This is a genomic window from Bifidobacterium subtile, from assembly GCF_000741775.1.
Taxonomy (GTDB): Bacteria; Actinomycetota; Actinomycetes; order Actinomycetales; family Bifidobacteriaceae; genus Bifidobacterium; species Bifidobacterium subtile.
This window is the reverse complement of record NZ_JGZR01000006.1, coordinates 136,767-156,588: the sequence shown is the minus strand read 5'-3', so window position 1 is coordinate 156,588 and position 19,822 is coordinate 136,767. Positions and strand designations below refer to the sequence as shown.

15 protein-coding genes are annotated in these 19,822 nt (G+C 61.9%); 6 read left to right on the top strand and 9 right to left on the bottom strand.

The window, feature by feature from the left end:
• Nucleotides 1-400 precede the first annotated feature (400 nt).
• From BISU_RS05185 to BISU_RS05175, 3 genes are all read left to right on the top strand, one after another.
• On the top strand, nt 401-1,423 hold the full coding sequence (locus tag BISU_RS05185) for a LacI family DNA-binding transcriptional regulator (protein ID WP_024464405.1): 1,023 nt from the start codon (nt 401-403) through the stop codon (nt 1,421-1,423).
• 268 nt (nt 1,424-1,691) lie between these two features.
• The gene (locus tag BISU_RS05180; RefSeq protein WP_024464406.1) at nt 1,692-2,030 is read left to right on the top strand and encodes a hypothetical protein; all 339 of its coding nucleotides are present in this window, start codon (nt 1,692-1,694) and stop codon (nt 2,028-2,030) included.
• A gap of 5 nt (nt 2,031-2,035) precedes the next feature.
• The gene (locus tag BISU_RS05175) at nt 2,036-3,247 is read left to right on the top strand and encodes a HipA domain-containing protein (protein WP_024464407.1); all 1,212 of its coding nucleotides are present in this window, start codon (nt 2,036-2,038) and stop codon (nt 3,245-3,247) included.
• Here the strand turns inward: BISU_RS05175 and BISU_RS12925 are convergent.
• From BISU_RS12925 to BISU_RS05145, 6 genes are all read right to left on the bottom strand, one after another.
• A complete protein-coding gene (locus tag BISU_RS12925) occupies nt 3,244-5,904 on the bottom strand; it encodes an AtzH-like domain-containing protein (protein WP_024464408.1) in 2,661 nt (886 codons plus the stop codon). The genes BISU_RS05175 and BISU_RS12925 overlap by 4 nt on opposite strands.
• A gap of 80 nt (nt 5,905-5,984) precedes the next feature.
• On the bottom strand, nt 5,985-7,424 hold the full coding sequence (allB, locus tag BISU_RS05165; protein ID WP_024464409.1) for an allantoinase AllB: 1,440 nt from the start codon (nt 7,422-7,424) through the stop codon (nt 5,985-5,987).
• Nucleotides 7,425-7,579: 155 nt separating this feature from the next.
• A complete protein-coding gene (locus BISU_RS05160; RefSeq protein WP_161787758.1) occupies nt 7,580-8,887 on the bottom strand; it encodes a Zn-dependent hydrolase in 1,308 nt (435 codons plus the stop codon).
• 108 nt (nt 8,888-8,995) lie between these two features.
• A complete protein-coding gene (locus BISU_RS05155; RefSeq protein WP_024464411.1) occupies nt 8,996-10,219 on the bottom strand; it encodes a pyridoxal-phosphate-dependent aminotransferase family protein in 1,224 nt (407 codons plus the stop codon).
• A gap of 117 nt (nt 10,220-10,336) precedes the next feature.
• Nucleotides 10,337-11,074 carry an aspartate/glutamate racemase family protein gene (locus BISU_RS05150; protein WP_024464412.1) on the bottom strand — a complete coding sequence of 246 codons (738 nt, stop codon included), beginning with the start codon at nt 11,072-11,074 and terminating at the stop codon, nt 10,337-10,339.
• Nucleotides 11,075-11,245: 171 nt separating this feature from the next.
• On the bottom strand, nt 11,246-12,838 hold the full coding sequence (locus tag BISU_RS05145; RefSeq protein ID WP_024464413.1) for an NCS1 family nucleobase:cation symporter-1: 1,593 nt from the start codon (nt 12,836-12,838) through the stop codon (nt 11,246-11,248).
• A gap of 201 nt (nt 12,839-13,039) precedes the next feature.
• On the opposite strand from BISU_RS05145, the gene BISU_RS05140 reads away from it, so the two are divergent.
• Together BISU_RS05140 and BISU_RS05135 are read left to right on the top strand one after the other, a co-directional pair.
• Complete coding sequence (locus tag BISU_RS05140; RefSeq protein WP_024464414.1) at nt 13,040-14,137, top strand: MurR/RpiR family transcriptional regulator; 1,098 nt, start codon at nt 13,040-13,042, stop codon at nt 14,135-14,137.
• Between the two features lie 70 nt (nt 14,138-14,207).
• Entirely contained in the window at nt 14,208-14,561 is a 354-nt protein-coding gene (locus tag BISU_RS05135; RefSeq protein WP_024464415.1) for a hypothetical protein, read from the top strand.
• Nucleotides 14,562-15,067: 506 nt separating this feature from the next.
• On the opposite strand, the gene BISU_RS05130 is transcribed toward BISU_RS05135, so the two are convergent.
• The 3 genes from BISU_RS05130 to BISU_RS05120 all read right to left on the bottom strand — a co-directional run bounded on the left by BISU_RS05130 (nt 15,068) and on the right by BISU_RS05120 (nt 18,297).
• Entirely contained in the window at nt 15,068-15,967 is a 900-nt protein-coding gene (locus BISU_RS05130) for a carbohydrate ABC transporter permease (RefSeq protein ID WP_024464416.1), read from the bottom strand.
• A gap of 64 nt (nt 15,968-16,031) precedes the next feature.
• Nucleotides 16,032-16,982 (bottom strand): carbohydrate ABC transporter permease, encoded by a 951-nt coding sequence (locus BISU_RS05125; protein WP_024464417.1) that lies wholly within the window; start codon nt 16,980-16,982, stop codon nt 16,032-16,034.
• A gap of 22 nt (nt 16,983-17,004) precedes the next feature.
• Nucleotides 17,005-18,297, bottom strand: coding sequence for an ABC transporter substrate-binding protein (locus tag BISU_RS05120; protein ID WP_024464418.1), 1,293 nt, complete (start codon nt 18,295-18,297; stop codon nt 17,005-17,007).
• 245 nt (nt 18,298-18,542) lie between these two features.
• On the opposite strand from BISU_RS05120, the gene BISU_RS05115 reads away from it, so the two are divergent.
• Nucleotides 18,543-19,817: an ROK family transcriptional regulator gene (locus tag BISU_RS05115; RefSeq protein WP_024464419.1), complete on the top strand. Its 1,275-nt coding sequence runs from the start codon at nt 18,543-18,545 to the stop codon at nt 19,815-19,817.
• The last annotated feature ends 5 nt before the right edge of the window (nt 19,818-19,822 follow it).

The window sequence follows — 19,822 nt, the reverse complement described above, 5'->3', positions numbered from 1 at the left end:
GACATTGCGTATGCCGCACTGCATGTATTGCGCCGAACATCTTGCGTTCATACCTTGCGCATGCTGCATCTGGCGCCCTGTTTTACTAAGCGCTTATGCAACAAAGTAAACGACATCGAACCGGTTTGTCGAATCCTTGCGATGTCGCCATTTATCCATTGAATTTATGGTTATTCGCCACTGTTAGACTTGCCCGATATGGCCGCTCATGATTATGACATACTTTGCTGTTTCGCAATATTCATCAGCGCTTATGCTTAGTTTCTGCCTATCTGGTCGCCTCGTGCAGACAAGCCGCGGACAGGCCGCATATAATCGGCCATGCCATGCATCGGCACGAATCGGCTATATCATGGCGAAAGACAATCGATAATAACGGTACACCGGCACGGGAGCATATATGGCAAGGGCCACCATCGACGACGTAGCAAAAGCCGCCGGCGTATCCACGTTCACGGTCTCCCGTGCGCTGCGCGGCAAGGAGCATGTCGCCGAGGCCACACGGGAGAAAGTGCTCAAAGCGGCCAAGGACCTCAGCTACACCGCCTCGAAATCGGCTTCGGCGCTGGCCAGCGGCTGCACTAACCGCATCGCTCTGCTGTCGCGCGAGCGCATGGCCGGATGGTTCATGGGCGAGCTGTTTGATGGAATCTATGACGTGCTCAGCCGCAACCGATACGATCTGACCATCTATCGCGCCGGCAGCGCCGAAGAACGCGCCGTTTTCTTCGCCAACTTGCCCGCCAACCGCAATGCGGACGCGCTTATCGTCTCCGGCTTCTCCGCCACTGACGAGGAGGCTGAGACGCTGTCTACCATGGACATACCCATCGTCTCGGTCAACTCGCCCTATACCGGCTGGTGCCAGGCTTCGGTCGCCGTCGACGACGAGGCTGCAGAGGCGACCATCGTGCGCTATCTGGCCGCGCTGGGCCATCGACGCTTCTGCTATATCGGCCGCATCGATCCGCTCGTCGGCGCGCAATGGGGCTTCGATGCCCGTGCACGCGGCTACAACGATGAAATCGCCTCGCTGGGACTGGCGAACTGCGGCATGTTCTTCATTGATCCAGGCTCCCCCCGCTCCGTCAAGCAGATCATCGCCGAGCTTCTCGCGCTCCCCGAGCGTCCGACGGCCCTATGTGTGTGGTCGGATCACCATGCGGTCAGCGTGATGCACGAGCTGCGCACGGCCGGCATCCGCATACCGGACGAGATGTCCGTCTTCGGATTCGACGGCGCCGACGTGGCCGCCACTTTCGGGTTGAGCACTATGGCCCAGCCCGCCCGTGAAATCGGTCGTCTTGCCGCCTGCAAAACCTTGGACCTTATCGCCGGCAGGCCTTTAGCTGAGCCACACACCACTGTTCCCGTGACGCTCGAGCCCGGGTCGACTACAGGGCCGTGGCGGGCGGAAGAGTAGTAGCGGCGAAGTAGCAGCTGGGAACATGGGCACGTATTCCCGGAGCCAAACTGGCCAAAGCCTGAACTGGTCGGATTCGCGTGTTTCGAACGGAGTAAACGCACGAATCCGGCCGGTAGAACCGGCAACATTCCTGAAAGCAGATTTGTGAAAATGGATGCATTCGTTCCAGGGATAGATACAGTTTGCATCTCTCCGTGCGCTAATTTATCGGATAACATGGAGGCACGCAGAACATATGGCATAACAGTACGGCAGGAGGCGCAGTATGACCGCGAAGTATGACATACCTGAACAGCTGCGCATGACGGTCCCCACGGATTCAACACCGTGGGGACGCTACGCACTGGCACATTATCTCATCGCCCCGTATGAGCACATTGTCTTTCGCGACACTGCCGCCGAAGTCGCCCAAGCTTTCCGTGAGACGCTGAGAAGCAAAGGCTGGGATATCGCACGACTTGCCTGCGAATCGCAGACGGACGATGCGACGGTTCGCCGCATGCTCGATGATGGACACGTGCCGCTGAAAGACATGCTGCGCATGGCCCAGTCATTGGGGCTGTCCATACGGAAGTATCCGGCCGATTACTTTACAAGAGGATAATCGCCATGCGAGAATTACATGCCTGGATGGAAGGCCGCCCGGTCGGAACTTTCATTGAGAATGCGGATGGCGAAGTCGCATTCCGTTACCATGCAGATGCTCCGGATTACCCCATCAGTCTTTCGCTGCCGCGCGATGGAAGCTGGAGCCGCCACGCCCCAGGACGTTTCCTCGATAACCTTCTTCCCGAACGCCAGAGTATGAGAACAACTATGATGCGCGCCACTGGGGCATCGGGCACGGATTCGTTCAGCCTGCTCGATGGGGCCGATGCTTCGGGCGGGCTTGTCTTCTCGTGTGAGGACGCTCGTCCGGATGAAATACCCGAGATCGTCCTTGCGACGATGGACGACATTCGCGCACGCATCGAAACGCTGCAGCACGCTCCCGAGTCATGGTGGGCAAACAATCCGCATGCGCGATTTTCACTGGCGGGCGAACAGCCCAAGTTTACGCTCTCACGAATCGAGGGCGGTTGGGCATGGCCAAACGCCGCAAATCCCTCTACGCATATCCTGAAGCCCGAACTTTCCCGCGCTCCCGGCTCCATCGCTGTCGAAGCGGCGTCCATGCAACTCGCACGAATGACGGGAGAAAATGCTGCGGCTTCCGGCATCCTTGATTTCGAGGGCGAACGGGTATACGCAACCGAGCGCTTCGATCGAGCGGAAAATGAGGATGGACGGATAGTCCGCGTTCACGCTGAGGATATGCTTCAGGCACTTGGTATGAAAACCAGCGACAAATACCATGTCAAGGCGAAGGATGTGCTGCGGACCTTGCACGCGGCCGACCCCTCCGACACATTGTCATACGCCTGGGTAGGCCAGCTCGCTCTCAACGTGAGCATCGGCAATGTGGACGCGCATGCGAAGAACTACTCGATTCTTCTCCGTCCGTCTGGCATCTCCCTAGCCCCCATGTATGACGTGTTGACCACCACGTACTGGCCATATGTCAGCAGAGAGCTTCCCATGCGCATTGGCGGAGCCACAGGAGCCGCGCAGACGACTCCTCATCACTGGCGCAGACTCGCCGAAGACAATGGACTCGATCCCGACCGCATGGAAGAAATCGCTCGCACAACCGCCGGCCGTGTACTCTCCCACGCTGCACAGGCCTATGCCGGATTGCCCGAAGTTATGCGTGACGCCCTGATGACGGATCTCAGAAAGGCCAATCTGCGCGTCGAGCCGATATTCTCCGATCTAGCCTAGTGGACCTCGGCGAGCTGAGCGGCGAGGGCGATCAGGGCGTGATCGGTGCCTGCGGGGCCGACCAGGCATGCGCCGCAGGGCAGGCCGTCGGCGGTTTCGCAGGGCACGCTGACGGCTGGCAGGCCGCCGACTCCGGCGATGCCGGTCAGTCGCAGCGTCTGCGCACGGGCCTGCTCGATGGCGGCGAGGCCGTCCGCGCCGGGGTTGGCGAGCGGCGCGACCGAGGAGGCCGAGGGGATGAGCAGCACGCGACTGCCGAGTTCGGCGCGGATGAATGCCCGGGCCTCCTGCAGTCGCTGGCACGCTGCGTCGTACTGTTCGGCGGTGATATGCGAGTCGTGCTCGAAGCGGGCTGCGACCTCGGGCGCGAGCGAATCCCAATGCTTCGACACCCATGCGCCATCGATGCGCCACGCCTCGAAGCCGCGCACGGTCGCGAAGATATCAAGCCAATCGTCAAGCAGCTGCGGAGTGAACGCAATTGGCGAAGTGGACAACGTTGCGCTGGCCGCCGTGCGGAATTGCGTAAACGCCGACTGTACGTCTGGCTGCACGCACTCATCCAACGCAGGACATACGGCAAGGCTGCCGTCCAGCGCCACCGTGTCGGCCTCCGGCATCAGCGCATGGGCTGCGAGCGCCAAGGTCTGCCCGTCACGGGTGAGCACGCCTACGGTGTCGAAGGACTCGGAAAGCGGATAGACGCCTTCGCGCGTGACACGATCATGCGTGGTGCGGATGCCCCACAAGCCTTGGTACGACGCCGGAATGCGAATCGAGCCGGCCGTGTCGGTCCCGAGTCCAATCTCAACCTGCCCGCAGGCGACGGCCGACGCGGGGCCGGAGGTCGACCCGCCGCTGATGCGGCCCTGCGCCCGGGGGTTGGGCGGCGTGCCGTAGTGGACGTTCGCGCCGGCCAAGGAATACGCGAATTCGTCGCTTTGCGCGATGCCCTGCACCGCAGCACCGGCTTCGAGCAGCCGTTGCAACGCCGGCGCATTGGCCGATTCGATTGGTGCTTCGGCCAGATAGTCCGGATTGCCCGCGCCGATGGCGAAACCGCGCACGGCGAAGAGGTCCTTGACCGCGACGCGCATGCCTTGCAAGGGGCTGGCGACTACGGAACTGGAAGCCGTATCATCCTTGGAAACTACCGGCGGCACGAGCGGCACACCGACCACGCGCCAGATACGCGCGTCAATCGCCGGGGCCGGGTAGGTCAGGTGCGCGTCCACGATGCGCCAGCGGCCGCTGATGCGCTGCCACAGCTGGGTCTGGTTGACGGTTCCGCCCGCATCCTTGCGGAATTCGGACACCACGCCTGCCGCATCCTTGCCCAGCATGCGCGAGACGCGCCGGGTCAGCGTGCGGGATGGAGCGCCGCCGCGCTTGGAGCGGAACGCCGTGATGGCGTCATGCCCGGCGAGCATGCCCGCCGAATCGGTGCGCACCACGGGGACGCCGTCAGGGTCCCGCGCGAAAAGTTCGCTCATGGTCGCCACGTCGTCGCTCATCAAAGCCGATTCGTACGCTTCCAGTGCGTCCTGCAGCGAATGATCTGCGAATTTCGCAAGGAAAGCCGTAGCCTTCTCATAGCCGGTGCTGCGCTTGAACAGCGAAGTGTCGATAAGCCCATGCGCCCCGGCGACGAGATCCACCGCCTGGGTCACGTCGAAGTCCGCTGCCGCAGACAGCAGCAGATAGGCCTGATGCTCCGGGACCGCGAATAAGTGGGAGATAATTTCAATCGCGTTGCGCACGCTTTCGCGCAGCGCTACGTCGATATCCTCATCCATGCCCATCGGGATGATCCGGTCATGTGCATAAGCAAAGGGCTTCTCGTTATCGCCGAACAGCTCGCGTCGCTCGGCAGCCGGCACCACGTCGATATGCAGCTCGGCGCGCAGCGAGGCTTCCAGTGCAGTCAGGGCGACTTCGCCGTTGCCTTGGGCGAAATGCGGGTCACCGATATACAGCCCCGCGCCTTCGATCTGCACGGGCAGGAAGAGCGTCGCGCCTTCGGTCAGCTCATTGAGGTCAATATTGCCGCCGTACTCGGCGGGCGGAATCGAATTGGGCCGCTCGTCCGAATCGACTGTCACGCCCATGATGCCGAGGAATGGCCGCATCGGGAACGAGATCTTCCCGCCATTGTCGAGCGCGAATTCGGCGCGGTCGCCGTTCGCCCGGCAGAACTGCCCGTAATTGCCGTCGAAGCCCTCCACATTGGCGAGCACGCCGCGCGCATGACGTGTGGAAATCACGCCATAGGGCACACGCCTGTCCAGCCGGGAGACGCTTATGGCAAGCAAATCGCCCGGGTGGGCACCGGGCACTTCGATCGGGCCGGTCACCACGTGCGGGCCGTCGTGGACCGCGTCGCGCTGATTCGCCGCGACAATCGCCACCGCGTCATCGAGGACTTCCTCGCGCGGCACGCCGCAGCCGCCGAAGTAGCGCACCGGGTCGCTGCCCTGATCAGGCAGCAGCCCCTCGTGGCTCACGGTGTCGATGACGATGTCGCCGCCCGGCGCAACGCTGCCGATGAAGGCATCATGCCGCGCGGGCAGCCGCCCCCACAGCACATGCTCCGGCACAGAGCTGATGTAGTTCGCACCTTGCGGTACGTCTGTCGAGGGTTGCAGTATCCGCGTCATGCCTTGCTTCCTATCCGTGTGCCATGTGGCGTTGTTTCAGCTCGCTGCCGGCACGATTCTGCCCACATGCGGCGGCCAAGCTACGGCCGAGTGATGAGATTGCTCGGCCTGGCGGCGGGTTCGACCCCGCCGATCAGCACGCGCCCTACTATACCGTCGAGCGTCGCCCCGTCGAAGGCGCTGATCGGATTGCGGCTGAGCAACTCACTCGCATGCACCGTGAAGCTTTCATCGGGGCGCAGCACCACCAAGTCGGCGCGCTTGCCCGGCGCGATCTCGCCACGGTCGTTCAGACCAACAAATTGCGCGCTGCCGGCGCTCATCCACCGCACCACATCCGGGAGTGCGAAGCCGCGACGCTTCGCCTCGGTGAGCACCGCGCGGAAGCCGACCTGCAGGCTTGAGACGCCGCCCCACGCCGTGGCCAGCGGACCGGACTTCATCTGCGCGGTCGTCGGGGAATGGTCGGTCACCACGATGTCGAGCACGCCGTCCGCGAGCCCTTGCCAGAGCTGGTCCTGCTCGTGCTTGTCGCGAATCGGCGGGCAGCATTTGAACGCCGTGTCGCCGTCGGGAATATGGTTGCAATCCAAGGTCAGGTAATGCGGGCAGGTCTCGGCGCTCAGCGGCAGCCCACTCTTCTTGGCATCCGCGATAACGCCGACCGTCTGGCCGCTAGATACGTGCAGGATATGCGTGCGGCAGCCGGTTTCGGCCACGAGCTTCGCGATCTGCGCGACGGCGTCGGCCTCGCTCGACCCGGGCCGTGAATCCACGAAGCTGCGATAGGTCTGGTCGATATGGCCGGCGTGGGCCGTCAGCTCGTCGGGGTCTTCGGAATGAATGATCAGCGTGCCGCCGAAGGATTTGATCTCCTCCATCACGGTGCGCACCTGGTCGTAGCGCAGCGAGCCGTATTCATCGACGCCGCTGGGCGAAAGGAAGCATTTGAAGCCGAACACGCCCGCGTCCCAGAGCGGTTTCAGGTGGCCGATGTTGCTGGAATCCACGCCGCCCCAGAAGCCCAGCTCGGTGTAGGCCTTGTTGCGTGCGGCATCGAGCTTGATGTTCAGCGCCTCGACGGTCATCGTGGGCGGGTTGCTGTTGAGCGGCATGTCGATAACTGTTGTCACGCCGCCGGCCGCAGCCGCCCGCGTGGCATAGTCGAAGCCCTCCCATTCGGTGCGGCCCGGCTCGTTGATATGCACATGCGTGTCCACGATGCCGGGAATCAGCACCGCTTCGTCAGCCAGATCGATGGTCTGCGCAGCGGACGCGGCAGCAGCAACGGCAGTGGCCTCCTGCGGATCGTCCCAGACCTTGGCGATGATGCCGTCGCTCACCGCCACCACGCGGGGTGCTATCGAGCCCTGCGCGAGCACGCGACCACGGATGATCAGATCGTAGCTTTCCGGAGAAGCGCTGCCAGAGCCCGCGGCGCTGCTGAACGATGAGACACTCTGTGACGAGACACGATGTGACGAAAAACCGTGTAATGAAATGTCCTGTGGTGAATTCATCTTGTTTCCTCCATTGCTTGGCACTGTTGTGCTTGACACTGATTGTGCTTGATGCTGGTTACGTGGTGTCGGCGTGTGTCGGCAGGGATATTGACAGTTATGCGGCTATGCGGCTATCGCGTGGCTGCTGGGACTGGAGCGACTAGCGGCTATGCCTACTCCTTGGCTTCCTGCGCGCGGGCCACGGCCAACACCGCACGCGAGAAGGCATCGGCGCCGTACGCGACATCGTCGAGACGCACCGATTCGCCCGGATTGTGGCTGATGCCACCCTTGCAGCGCACGTAGAGCATGGCGATGGGCAGCAGCTCGCCGACGGCCATGCCGTCATGCCCCGGGTAGCTGATGAGCCCGAACGCTTCCTTCTGCTCCGCCTCTACGATGCCCTGTTCGATGCAGCCGCGCAGGAATTCGTCGCAGATCATCGCATCGGCGGTGTGGATGCACCGCTTGCTGTAGCTCACGCCGCGCTTGGCAGCGACCTCGTCGAAGGCCTGCCATATGCGCCCGTAGACCTCGTCACGCAGCTCGTTGGTGCCCGCGCGCAGATCCAGAGTGAAGGTGGCGTTGGACGCGATCACGTTGACCCCGCCCGGCAGCGTGGACAGGCCGCCTACGTTGGCCCGCGTCCCGGCCGCCTGGCTGATGCGGTCGATGGCTTCGATCATTTCGGCGGCGGAGGTGAGCGCGTCCTTGCGCAGGTCGTAAGGCGTGGCGATATGCCGCGATTCGCCGTCGACGCTGACCACATAGCGCGAAGCGGCGGCGATGGAGCTCACCGAGGAGAGCGCACGGTCGCGCTGCTCGAGAATCGGCCCCTGCTCGATATGGAATTCGAGATAGCCAACCGCCTGCTCGCGCGTATACGCCGCGTCACGCACCTTGCTTGGGTCGAGGCCGAACGAGGTGAAGGCCTCGCTCATGCTCATGCCGTTCTTGTCGCGCAGCTGCAGCCACTCGTCCTTCCACTTTCCGGCGAGCGCATAGGAGCCCAGCAGCGTGGCGCCGTAACGCACGCCTTCCTCATCGCCGAAGGCGACAACGTCCAGGGAGAAGGGCAGCTTGGCGGCCTCGCCGCTGGCGATGAGCTGCTTGGCGACGGCAAGCCCGGTGATCACGCCGAGAATGCCGTCGTATTTGCCGGCGTCCGGCACGGTATCCAGGTGCGAGCCCAGAATCAGCGCGGGCAGGCCGGGCGTGCGGCCCTCGACGTGGCCGATGAGATTGCCGGCTGGATCGCGGTGCACGGTCAGGCCTGCGCTACGCATCCACTCGCCGACCAGCGTGTAGACCTGGTCCATCTCGGGCGAGAGATAGGTGCGCTCGATGCCGCCTTCCATATCGCTGAATTCCGCCAGCTTGTCGCAGCGATCCATGATCTCCTGCGCGGCGTCAAGCGCCCACGGCGCGAAGACCGGCTGCGCGTCCGACGCTACAGCGTCTTGCGATGTTGCTTCACTCATATCCATTCCCGGCTTTCTTTCATGCCCGTTGATTGTTGTTGCCAAATGCCTTGTCCCCAGCGTTGTTCACCGAGCTGCGCGGTTTGCCGGTCTGCGTTTCATGCTCTGTCATGCTCCGTAGACCGCCAGCGCCGCCTCGATGCCCTTCTCCGTGCTCACCGCCACGCCTTGGCGTTCCAGCACGGAGCCGAGCGCCGCCGCCGCAGTGAGCACCGCGTCCTTACGGGCGTTGGCTCCCATCACGCCGATGCGCCAGATGGTGCCCTTGAGCGGGCCGAAGGACGACGCGATCTCCACGCCGAAGTCGCCCAGCAGTTGCCCACGCACTGCCACATCGTCCGCGCTGGCGGGAATCTTCACGCCGATGACGTCGTTCATGCGGTTGGCCTGGTCGCCGTACAACGACAGTCCCATGCCCTGCACCGCCGCAGCCATAGCCGCGCCGTTGAGCCAATGCCGCTCGATGACGGCGTCGATGCCCTCCTCGACCACGAGACGGCTTGCCTCGTGCACGGCGTAGAGCATATGCGTGGCCTCGGTGTGGTGGTTGAGGTGGCGCGGACCCCAGTAGTCGAAGATCTGCGGCAGATCGAAGTAGTTGCTATGGATGCGCGAGCCGCTGATCTCCTCTTGAGAGTCGGCGACGCCCGCCTCGATGCTTTTGCGCTGCTCCATCACAGCCACCGCACGGTCGGACACGGTTATCGGCGCCATGCCGGAGGGGCCGCCGAAGCACTTCTGCATGCCGGTGGTCACGATATCAAGGCCCCATTCATCGGCGCGCAGGTCGTTGCCGAGCAGCGAGGCCGTGGAATCGGTGTACAGCAGCGCACCGTTGCGGTGGCATATCTCGCCCAGCCCTTCGAGCGGCTGGCGCATCGTCGTGGAGGTGTCGCCGTGGACGGTCGCTACGAGCTTGGGCTTGACGCTTTCGATGGCCTGCGTGATCTCCTCGATGGAGAACACCTCGCCCCACGGCTTCTCGATGGCATGCACATCCGCGCCGCAACGCTCCGCGATCTCCTTGAGCAGCAGACCGAAGCGCCCCGCGCAGCACACCAGCACCGGGTCGCCCGGTGCCAGCACGGAGACGAAGGCCGCTTCGATGGCCGAGCGCGACGTGCCGTCAACCACCATCGTCTGCTTGTTCTCGGTCTTGAAGATCGTGCGCAGCATTTCCTGCACCTCGCCCATGACCTTGAACATGTAGGGATCGAACTGACCGACCGTAGGCTTGGACATGGCCTGCAGCACGCGCGGGTCGGCATTCACCGGCCCCGGTGCCATCAGCAGGCGGTACGGCGGGTTCAGCGGCGCTATGGTGTGCGACATGGAATACTCCTTTTCGGCTCGGGCGGCGCATGCAGCTGATGCCACCTGCGCCAGACCCGGCGTATTGCTTCGTTATGAAATCTTTCTTTCTTAAGTTACCTCAAAGAAAATTTAATTTTACTCCGATACCGAGAAGCTTTCCAATAGACCATCAACTTGCTTGGGAAGCGGCGCGGCGAATTCGCCGGTTTTGCATGTGCCGACGCCGATGCGCACGAGGCTTTCGGCGAAGGCCGCGCCTGCCGCCACGCCGTCTACGACCGGCACGCCCAGGCGGTCGCTGAGCCGTGCGCACATCTTGGCCATGCCCGCGCAGCCGAGCACAATCGCGTCGGCATGCGTGCTGTCCAGCACGTCAAGGCATTCGGCTTCCAAGGCTTGGTAAGAGCCTTCCTCGTCGCTTTCGAGGCCGAGCACCGGCACCTCGCAGGCGCGATAGGCCACGCATTGGCGCTCGAAGCCGTATTCCAGCACCAGATCCCGAGCGCGGCCGAGCGTGCGGCCAAGCGTGGTGACGATGGCGAAGGAGCGCCCGGCGAAGCTCGCGGCGTGGAATGCCGCCTGTGCGATGCCGATTACCGGGCCGGTCGCCAGCTCGCGTGCCGCCATCAGCCCCGGATCGCCAAAGCACGCGAGCACGTAGGCATCGACGCCGTCAGCTTCCCCTTTGCGCACCTCGTCAATCACACCGACGGAGGCCAGCGCCTCGTCATAATGACCCTCGATCGACACCGGGCCCATACTCGGGCTCACGGCCTCGATGATGGTCCCTTCGCTTACGGCGGCGCGGGCCGCCTCGCCGATGGAACGTGTCATCGAAAGCGTGGTGTTGGGGTTGATGACCTTGATCTTCACGATTCGTCTCCTTGTGAACGCTGCTGTTTACATGCCACTGGTTGAACGGCGGCGTTCGAATGCCACTGCCTGAATGCCGCTATTTAAACGGTGCCGTGCGGTGCGCACAGCGTGTCGTCAACGCCGTACGCACCGCACACCAGCCTTATGCTCTTGCAGACCTGATACTGCCTAGTCCGCGATGGTGCCGTCGTACACGCCCGGCTCGCTGGCCTCAAGGTGCGGCATCTGCGGACGGTATCGTTCGAGGAGCACGAAGAACAGATAGCCCAGACCTGCGCCGATGAACCAGCTGTAGTTCGCGATCCAAGTGATGTCGACCACGCCCAGCTGCTTGAGCGGCGTCGGCAGGATGGCGCTGGCGATGCCGGGGATGCCGGCCAGCACCAAAGCCAGCCAGGCGTTCGGGTTGAAGCCGTTGCGGTACCAGTAGTGACCGGTCGGGTTCAGCGTGAACATGTCGTCAAGCAGCACGCGCTGCTTGGAGACCACGAAGTAGCCGGCGATGAGAATGCCGAACAGCGGGCCGATCAGCGAGCCGAGCAGATCCAGCGTGTAGTGAATCGCCTGATCGTTGGCGTACCAGTTCCACGGCGTAATGATGACCGAGCCGACGGCGGCGATCATGCCGCCCATGCGCCAGCTGATCTTCTGCGGATTGACGTGCGAGAAGTCGAAGGCCGGCGAGACGAAGTTCGCCACGATGTTGATGCCGACCGTCGCGGTCACGAAGGTCAGGCCGCCCAGCAGCACCGCGAAGGGCGTGCCGATGTGCTCGACCGTCTTGATCGGGTCGGTGATGAGCTCGCCGAACACCGGGACAGTGGCGGAGGCGCAGATGACGGTGAGCAGCGAGAAGACGAGGAAGTTCACCGGAAGACCCCAGAAGTTGCCCTTCTTGACGCTTTTATAAGTGTTTGCATAGCGCGAGAAATCACCGAAGTTGAGCATCGGGCCGGCGAAGTACGACACGACGAGCGCCACGGCGGTGATCATGACCGGAATGGACTTGCCGAAGCTCAGCGGCGCACCGGACGACAGGTTGAGGTTGATGTGGCTCGGGCCGCCGGCCTTGACGACGAGGTAGATCGCGAGGATGAACATCACGGCGTAGACGAGCGGGCCCGCCCAGTCGATGAAGCTGCGGATCGTGTCCATGCCGCGCCAGAAGACGGTGGCCTGCGTGACCCAGAGCACTCCGTAGGAGATCCAGCCCAGCGCCGAAAGGCCGAGGAAGGAGTAGTCCGTGGCCAGCGCATGCGAGGCCGGGATGAACTTCAGGAAGATGATGTCCAGCGATTCGGAGGCCAGGAAGGTCTGCACGCCGTACCAAGCCACGGCGATGATGCCGCGGATGATCGCCGGGATGTTGGCGCCCTTGACGCCGAAGACGAAGCGCGTGGTGACCGGGAAGGGGATGCCCAGGCGTTGGCTCGGCTTGGCGACCAGATTCACGAGCAGCTGCACGATCACGATGCCGACGATCAGGGAGATGAGCACCTGCCAGCTCGCGATGCCGAGCGCGAACAGGCTTCCTGCGGTCACATAGCCGCCCACGGAATGCACATCGGACATCCAGAACGCGAAGATGTTGTACCACGACCAGCTCTGCTTCTTCAGCGGGGCGAGGTCGGCGTTGGCCAGCCGCTCGTCGTAGGAGTCCTTGATGATTACTTCGTTGTCGTTCTCTTTCGGGGCGGGCGAGTCGCCTACGGCGCCGCCTTCCGCCACCGGTCCTGTTCCTTCTACCACGCTTGCAGTCATGTCGCTCTCCTTGTCGATTGCCCGAACCGATGCGACACGAACGTCTGCCGAGCTGCCGCCCGGAACGCACACCATTGCGACACATCGGAATATCGTCTTGCTGACGACTTCATGACGCCCTCATCGTGTGAAATGTTTGTTTCAGAAGTTCTATGTTGAAATTACTTTTTCTCTACCAAATGATGAACAGCATGTTTCGGCATGCGTTCTTCTGTGCTCTTCGCTGTTCTGCCGCTCCTGCACAATTTCTCCCGCTACTATGAAAGCCGAGCCAGAAACCGAGACCAGAACAAGCGGGAGTCCATCATGAATGTCGTCGAACGCATTCGACAGTCCCACGATTCGCTCACCGTCACGGAGCAGGCAGCCGCGGACTTCATTCTGGGGCATCTCACCGATGCGCTGATATCCAATTCGGCCGAGCTTTCACAGCTCAGCGACGTCTCGCAGCCGACGCTCAGCAGGCTTTTTCGCAAGCTGGGCTATAAGAACGCCCGGGAATTCCGGCGCGACGTGCGTCGCTACCACCAGCCCGGCGCACCCGAGGTCGGCGCACCCGATCCGGCATCAGGCAACTTCGCGAACGATCTGCTTGGCCGCGACATCAAAAGTCTCAACCGCACCTACAACCGGATATCGGACGGCCAGATCGCCACGCTTGCCGCGCATATTCTGGACGCCCGAACGGTGGCGATTCTCGGCCTGCGCAACAACTACCCTATGGCGCTGCATCTGCGCGAGCAGCTCATCCAGTCGCGCTCGAATGTGACGATGCTGCCCCAGCCCGGGCAGAGCCTGGCCGAGGAAATCGTAGATCTAGGCGGGCAGGACCTGGCGATTCTCTTTGGCGTGCGGCGACGCACGTCGACTTTCGCTACGATTGCGCAGGAGCTGCACAGGCAGGGCGTGCCGATGATCATGATCGGCGACTCCACCCTGCGCCACACCGCGCAATCATGCGACGCGATATTCCTGGAAGCCGACGTCAGCGTCCATATTCTTACCAGTTTCACCGCAGCATTCAGCCTCGTCGCGCTACTCGCCGATGCGGTTGCCACGCGTGCGCAGACGGCTGGGCATGGCGAGGTCGGAAGGTTTGCGGGGCTCGTGGAGCTTGAGGGTGAGGGGCTTGGTGATAGCGGCTTTGAGGAGCTTGGCGATGGCCAGCCAGCCGAGCGCAGCGGCGAAGCCGAGGCGCGTCGAACCGAGACCGAATCCGCTGCCGAAGGGCGAATCGAGCGCATCAACCGCGGCTTCGCCCAGCTCGACGAACTCGAACGCGGCGCACTGCGGCGGTAGGTGTGGCGGTATGGGCGCTACCTCACTCGAGCACGCCGTTAGGCAGATTTCGGCAAGGAAAGGAATAATCATGAGCGACATCACTAGAACGCAGACGGAACGTGACGAAATTCGCGATTGGAGCGATGCTTTGGCCGACCAGGCCGAGGCCGGCATGCTCACGCCGATCCCCGGAAGCAGCGTGTATGCGGAGGAAGACGCTCCCGCCATGACCGACAACGACCTGCTCGCCATCTTCGCGGGAAGACCCCGGCAAGAACTGCGTCAGACCACCAAGAAAACCTGGCGCATCCGCACCACCGAACAACTCGATGCTTGGGCCGCTGCCGGTGCAAGGGAAGAACATATCAACATGTCAGCGCTGATACGCAAGGCTGTGGCCGAGTACCTCGGCAATCACCACAAAACCGCACAATCGGCCTGACTTCTAGTCCGGCCGATTGATCCTGTCTCTCAGACGTCACAATCCCCGCAGTTTCCCGGGCCTTGTGCGGGGCCTGTGTCGTTTCAGGGCGTTCAAACGACGCAATTCCCGCACAAGCCTCGTAATCATGCGGGGGTTGTGACGATTGAACGCCAAAAAACGTCACAAGCCCCGCAGCATACTCGTGATATTACGGGGGTTGTGACGTTTATAGGGTGAGCCGATGTGATGCGACGCAGTCTTTTACTTCACCGCGTCCTGCAATTCGGTGACGCCGTATGCCGCAAACCACACTTTGCATGTAATGCGCATCATTTGCGGCATTTAGCGCTCATAACTGTCGCAGATGATGCATAGTCCGTTATGCGGCTCGGCCTAGGGTTGGGCTGCCCTTTATTTCACTGCGTCCTGCAATTATTGACCCGCCTTTGGCGGGGCTCAATATTACCGAGCGGCCCTTAGTGGGCCGCTCGGCGCGGTAAACGGACAGCGCACTGCGCTGTCCTTTACTTTACCGCGCCACTCATCACACCACTAATAACCCACTTTTGGGCGAAGACGTAGACGACCAACACTGGCGCCATAGCCATGAGGTAACTGGCGAAGGCCATCGGGTAGTTCGAGGTGAACTGGTTCTGGAAACCGTACTGGGCCAGCGGCAGGGTCTGGGCGCTGCGGTCGGTGAGGATGATCAACGGCAGCAGGAAGTCGTTCCAGGCCCACAGCGCGGTCAGAATCGCGATGGTGGCGTTGATCGGGCCCATCAGCGGGAAGATGATCTTCCAGAAGATGCCCCATGTGCTGGCTCCGTCGATGCGCGCGGCCTCCTCAAGCGACTCGGGAATCGAGCGGATGAAGCCGATGGCGATGAACAGGTTCGAGCCGACGCCCAGAATCATGTACAACAGGAACAGCCCCACTAGATTGTCGAGATGCAACGCGCCCATCTCCTTGGCGATCGGCAGCATGATCACCGTGAACGGCACGAACATCATCGCCAGGAAGAAGTAGTACAGGAAGCGGAAGAAGCGCTTGTCCATGTTGCGGGCGACCGCGTACGCCACGAAGGTGTTGGTCAGCAGCGTCAGCACCACCGACACCACGGTGATGATCGCGGAGTTCAGCGCGGCCTTGGGGTAGTTGACCTGCGTCCACGCATCAGCGAAATTATGCCACTGCCAACTGTTCGGCAGGCTGAACGTGCCCGCCTCGGCCGGGGTCTTCAGCGCGGTGACGACGGTGAAATACAGCGGCACCAGAATCGTCAGCGACATGACCGCTACTACGGCGGTGAGCCACCAGTTGACCCGATGATCCTTCCTGTACTGCGGCGTCGGAACCTGCGTCGGAACCGGTGCCGCCTTAACCTGCGATTGCGAAATATTCAAACTTGCTGCATTGCTCATGTGTTCATGCTCCTTATGTCTTATCGGCTGTCGTATCGACTGTCTCGGCATCCCGCCGGGCCGATCAGACCTTTTCCTTGCTGCCGAAGAAGTTCAACTGGACGAAGGCGAAGATGGCAAGGACGATGAAGAAGACGACCGCGTTCGCCATCTGATACGAATACTCGCCATTGCCCAGTCCATTGGTGAAGATGAGGTAGGAGACGGATTCGGTCTTGGAATCCGGCCCGCCGTTCGTCAATGCGACGATCTGATCGAAGATGCCGAGCGAGTTCTTGAGGCTCAGCACCATGTTGATCGTCACGAACGGTCCGATCAGCGGGAAGGTGATCCTCCAGAAGCGCTGCCAGGTGTTCACGCCGTCGATGGATGCAGCCTCATACAGTTCGGCGTCGATGGTCTGCAGGCCAGCCAGGTAAATCAGCGTGGTGTAGGCGACGCCCTGCCAGATCGACAGGAACGCGATCGGGAACCAGGCCAGCTGCGGATTCGTCAGCATCGAGGTCGACAGCCACGAGATGTGCAAAGACTGCCCAAGCGCGGGAATCGGCACCATGAACAGGTACTTGAACACGTAGCCGATGACCAGCATCGCCAGCGTGAAGGGGATGAAGAAGACGGCTCGGAAGCCGTTCTTGAAGGCGATCTTGCCGTTGAGCATCACCGAAATCAGCAGCGCGAGCAGATTCGTGCCGATGGTGATGATGAGGGCGATGATAATCGTGAACAAGTAGGCGTTGCGCACGCGGCTGTCCGAGAACATGGCGCCGTAGTTCTTGAAGCCGATCCACTTGAATTCGCCGTATCCTTGCGAATTGGTGAACGAGTAGGCGGCGCCTTGGATGAACGGCCAGTACAGGAAGGCCACAACCAGCAGCGCTGCCGGAACCGTCATCCAGTAATAGGCCTTGTCGACCTTGCGTTTGGAGAATTTGCTGATTTTCTTTGGCTTCTTTGGCTTGCTCTGCGCACTGAGCGAACTGTCCGCTGGCGCAACTGCTTGTGCTGTTTGCATGATGTCTCTGTCCCTCTCCTTATCAGCGGAAGTTCCGCGCTTGCGCTTTGTCGTATTCGGTCTGCATGCTCGCGGTGAACTGGTCGACATTGCCGTTCTGTACCAGCGTCTGCAGGAAGCCCGCGATATTGATGCTGGGCGGCACGTAATGGTCGCAGAAATCGGTCAGTCGCGCTTCCTTGAAGAACGGCACGACCCCCTGCAACGCTCTATCGCCGACGTAAGTCTCCTTGAGCGGCGTGAAGGCCGACTGTATCTTGGAGTAATCCTCCAGACGCTCGCGCTGCATGAGGAAATCAACGAATTCGCGCGCTTCCTTGGGGTGCTTGGTGTCCGCGCCCATGGTCAGTATCACATCATCGCCTGCCGTGAGCATCTGCTCCTTGGGGTTGTTGGTGGCCGGCATCTGCGCGAAGCGGATGTTCATGTTCTTGTTGATCAGGCGGACCTGCGGTATGGCGTACGTGCCGAGCGGAAGCACCGCGGCCTTGCCGTTGGCGAAGTCCTGCGTGGCCTGCTGGTAGGTCGCGCCCGGATTCGTCTGGGTGTAGTTCTGGTACATTTCAACCAGCTTGCCCGAAACCGGCTTCCACAAATCGGCGAACGTGGCCGTGCCTTCCCTGAGCTTGGCGTACTCGGTTTCCGGCACCAGCGTCGAGTTGAGCGAAGACAACGGCGCCTGCAGCGTCCACGGATCGCCGTAACTGGCTTCGAGCGGCGTGATGTTCTGCTGCTTAAAGGTCTTGAGCGCGTTGATGAACTCATCCCATGTAGTCGGCGGATGGCTCGGATCGAGTCCGGCCTTGCGCCACAGGTCCTCGTTGATGAGGTAGCCGCTGGCGTTGCCCGCGAAGGGGATGCCGTACAAACGCTTATGCGAGGGGTCGGTGCTCTGGACCAGGTCCTTGGCGATTTTGACCATGCCGGGATTGAGTTCGCTCACGATCGGATCGTCGGTGAAATCGTGGAATACGCCTGCTTCCGCGAGCATGCCGAAGTTGATGTCGCCGTTGATGGTGATGACGTCCGGCGTCCGGTTCTTCACCAGTCGTGTGCGCAGATCGGGGTTGGAGTTCGGCGAGTTGTTCACATTGATGCGAATATTCGGGTGCGATTTCTCGAAATCGCGGGAGGCCTTGTTGAACCAGTCGCTTGCTTCGAATTTGAACTGGAAGAAATCCAAGGTGACTTGGCCGGCGTTCGAGGACCCGCATCCCGCTAAGCCGATGCCGACGGCGAGTGCGCAAGCCGCGCCTACGGTCCTGGCCAGTATCCGACGCAGCGATCCTCGAGTCCGGTGAGAATCCGTGTCCATGAATAGACTCCTTTGCTCTTGGCGGCCGCGGCTTCCTCGCCGTGGCCTAAATATGTACTCACTCTAGATGGCGGCCGATTTCATTCCCAGTCTCCGCGTGCCACATGAGCTTGGCAAATAAAGCGAGGCATCGGTGCTGCGCCAACGGTCCCGCAGACACCGCGAACTATGAGCCTATAACGGAAATCCGCGATTTCGACTATTTTGTTGTTCAGATAAAGAAGATACATGGCGAGGAGATTCCGATGGCCGCAACGCATCCGATACCGCAATGGTTCACCGGCTCGCAGTACACCTACCGCGTAGCCGCGAGCATCCTGAAATACGGGCCCGTGGCACGCACTACCCTGGCCAAGATGCTCGGCCTTTCGCAGGGAGCGCTTTCTCGCATCACCAGCGATCTGATCCATGAAGGCGTGATCGAAGAGCTGCCGCCTGCGGAAGGGTCCGGCGGAAAGCCGGCCTCAGTTTCTGAGCTGGGGGCGGGCGCATCAAAGTCGGCCACGTTGAGCGCAGCCGCAGGTCTTGCAGCGAAGGCGGGCGCGGAACGCCGCCGCGGCAGACCGCAGACAGCGCTGGCGGTATGCGCCGACGCCAAGACCTTCATCGGCATCAAAGTGCATACCAATTCCGCGGTCGCCACGGCGGTGAATGCGCACAGTCGCGTCCTCATCGAAAGCCACGAACGCGCACTCACGGATCAGAGTCCCGCATCCGTGGTCTCCTGTCTCTGCGAGCTGACGGCCGAATGCTCGCAAGACCTTGCAGCACAAGGACTCGCCGCGCCGACCGCAGTGGGAGTCGCGCTGGCCGGGCACGTGCAGGGCGATGCGATAGTCACCTTCTCGCCGTTCCTGCATTGGGAGAAGCCCGTCGATCTTGCCGCCATGGTCAGCGCGGCGACCGGGCTGCCGACCGGCGTGTTCAATGACATCGACTCGCTGCTTGTGGATGCCAGCTGGTTCGGCCCGGGCGTAGGGCTGAATGCCTTCGCCATCATCACAATGGGCGTTGGCGTGGGCTATTCGCTGGCCGTGCACGGCAGCCCGGTGGATTACCCAGACAAAAGCTACGGATTGGCCGGGCATATTCCGCTCGACCCGAACGGCCCGCAGTGCATCGCCGGCCACGTCGGGTGTGCGCAATGCCTGACGACCGATTCGATTGCGCAGGAATATTCGCAGATGATCGGCCACGAGGCGAGATTCTCCGATTTCGAGCGCGATGTGCGCTCCGGGGCTTCCCTGGCCACGCGCTTGGTCAGCCGCACTTGTTTTCGACTGGGCACGCTGATCGCCATCGTCGCGAACCTCGCCATGCCCGACAAGATCATGGTCGCCGGCGAAACGGCGTTCATCGTCCAGCTCGGCACCGACTCCGTGCGCGACGGCATCAACCACTACCGCCACAGCCAATGCGCCCCGGTGCGTTTCGACATCGTTGACCACGACTGGCAGCTCTGGGCGAAGGCCGCCGCATCCCAGGCCATCGTGCGGCACATAAGCCCAGTGGACTGCTGAACGAC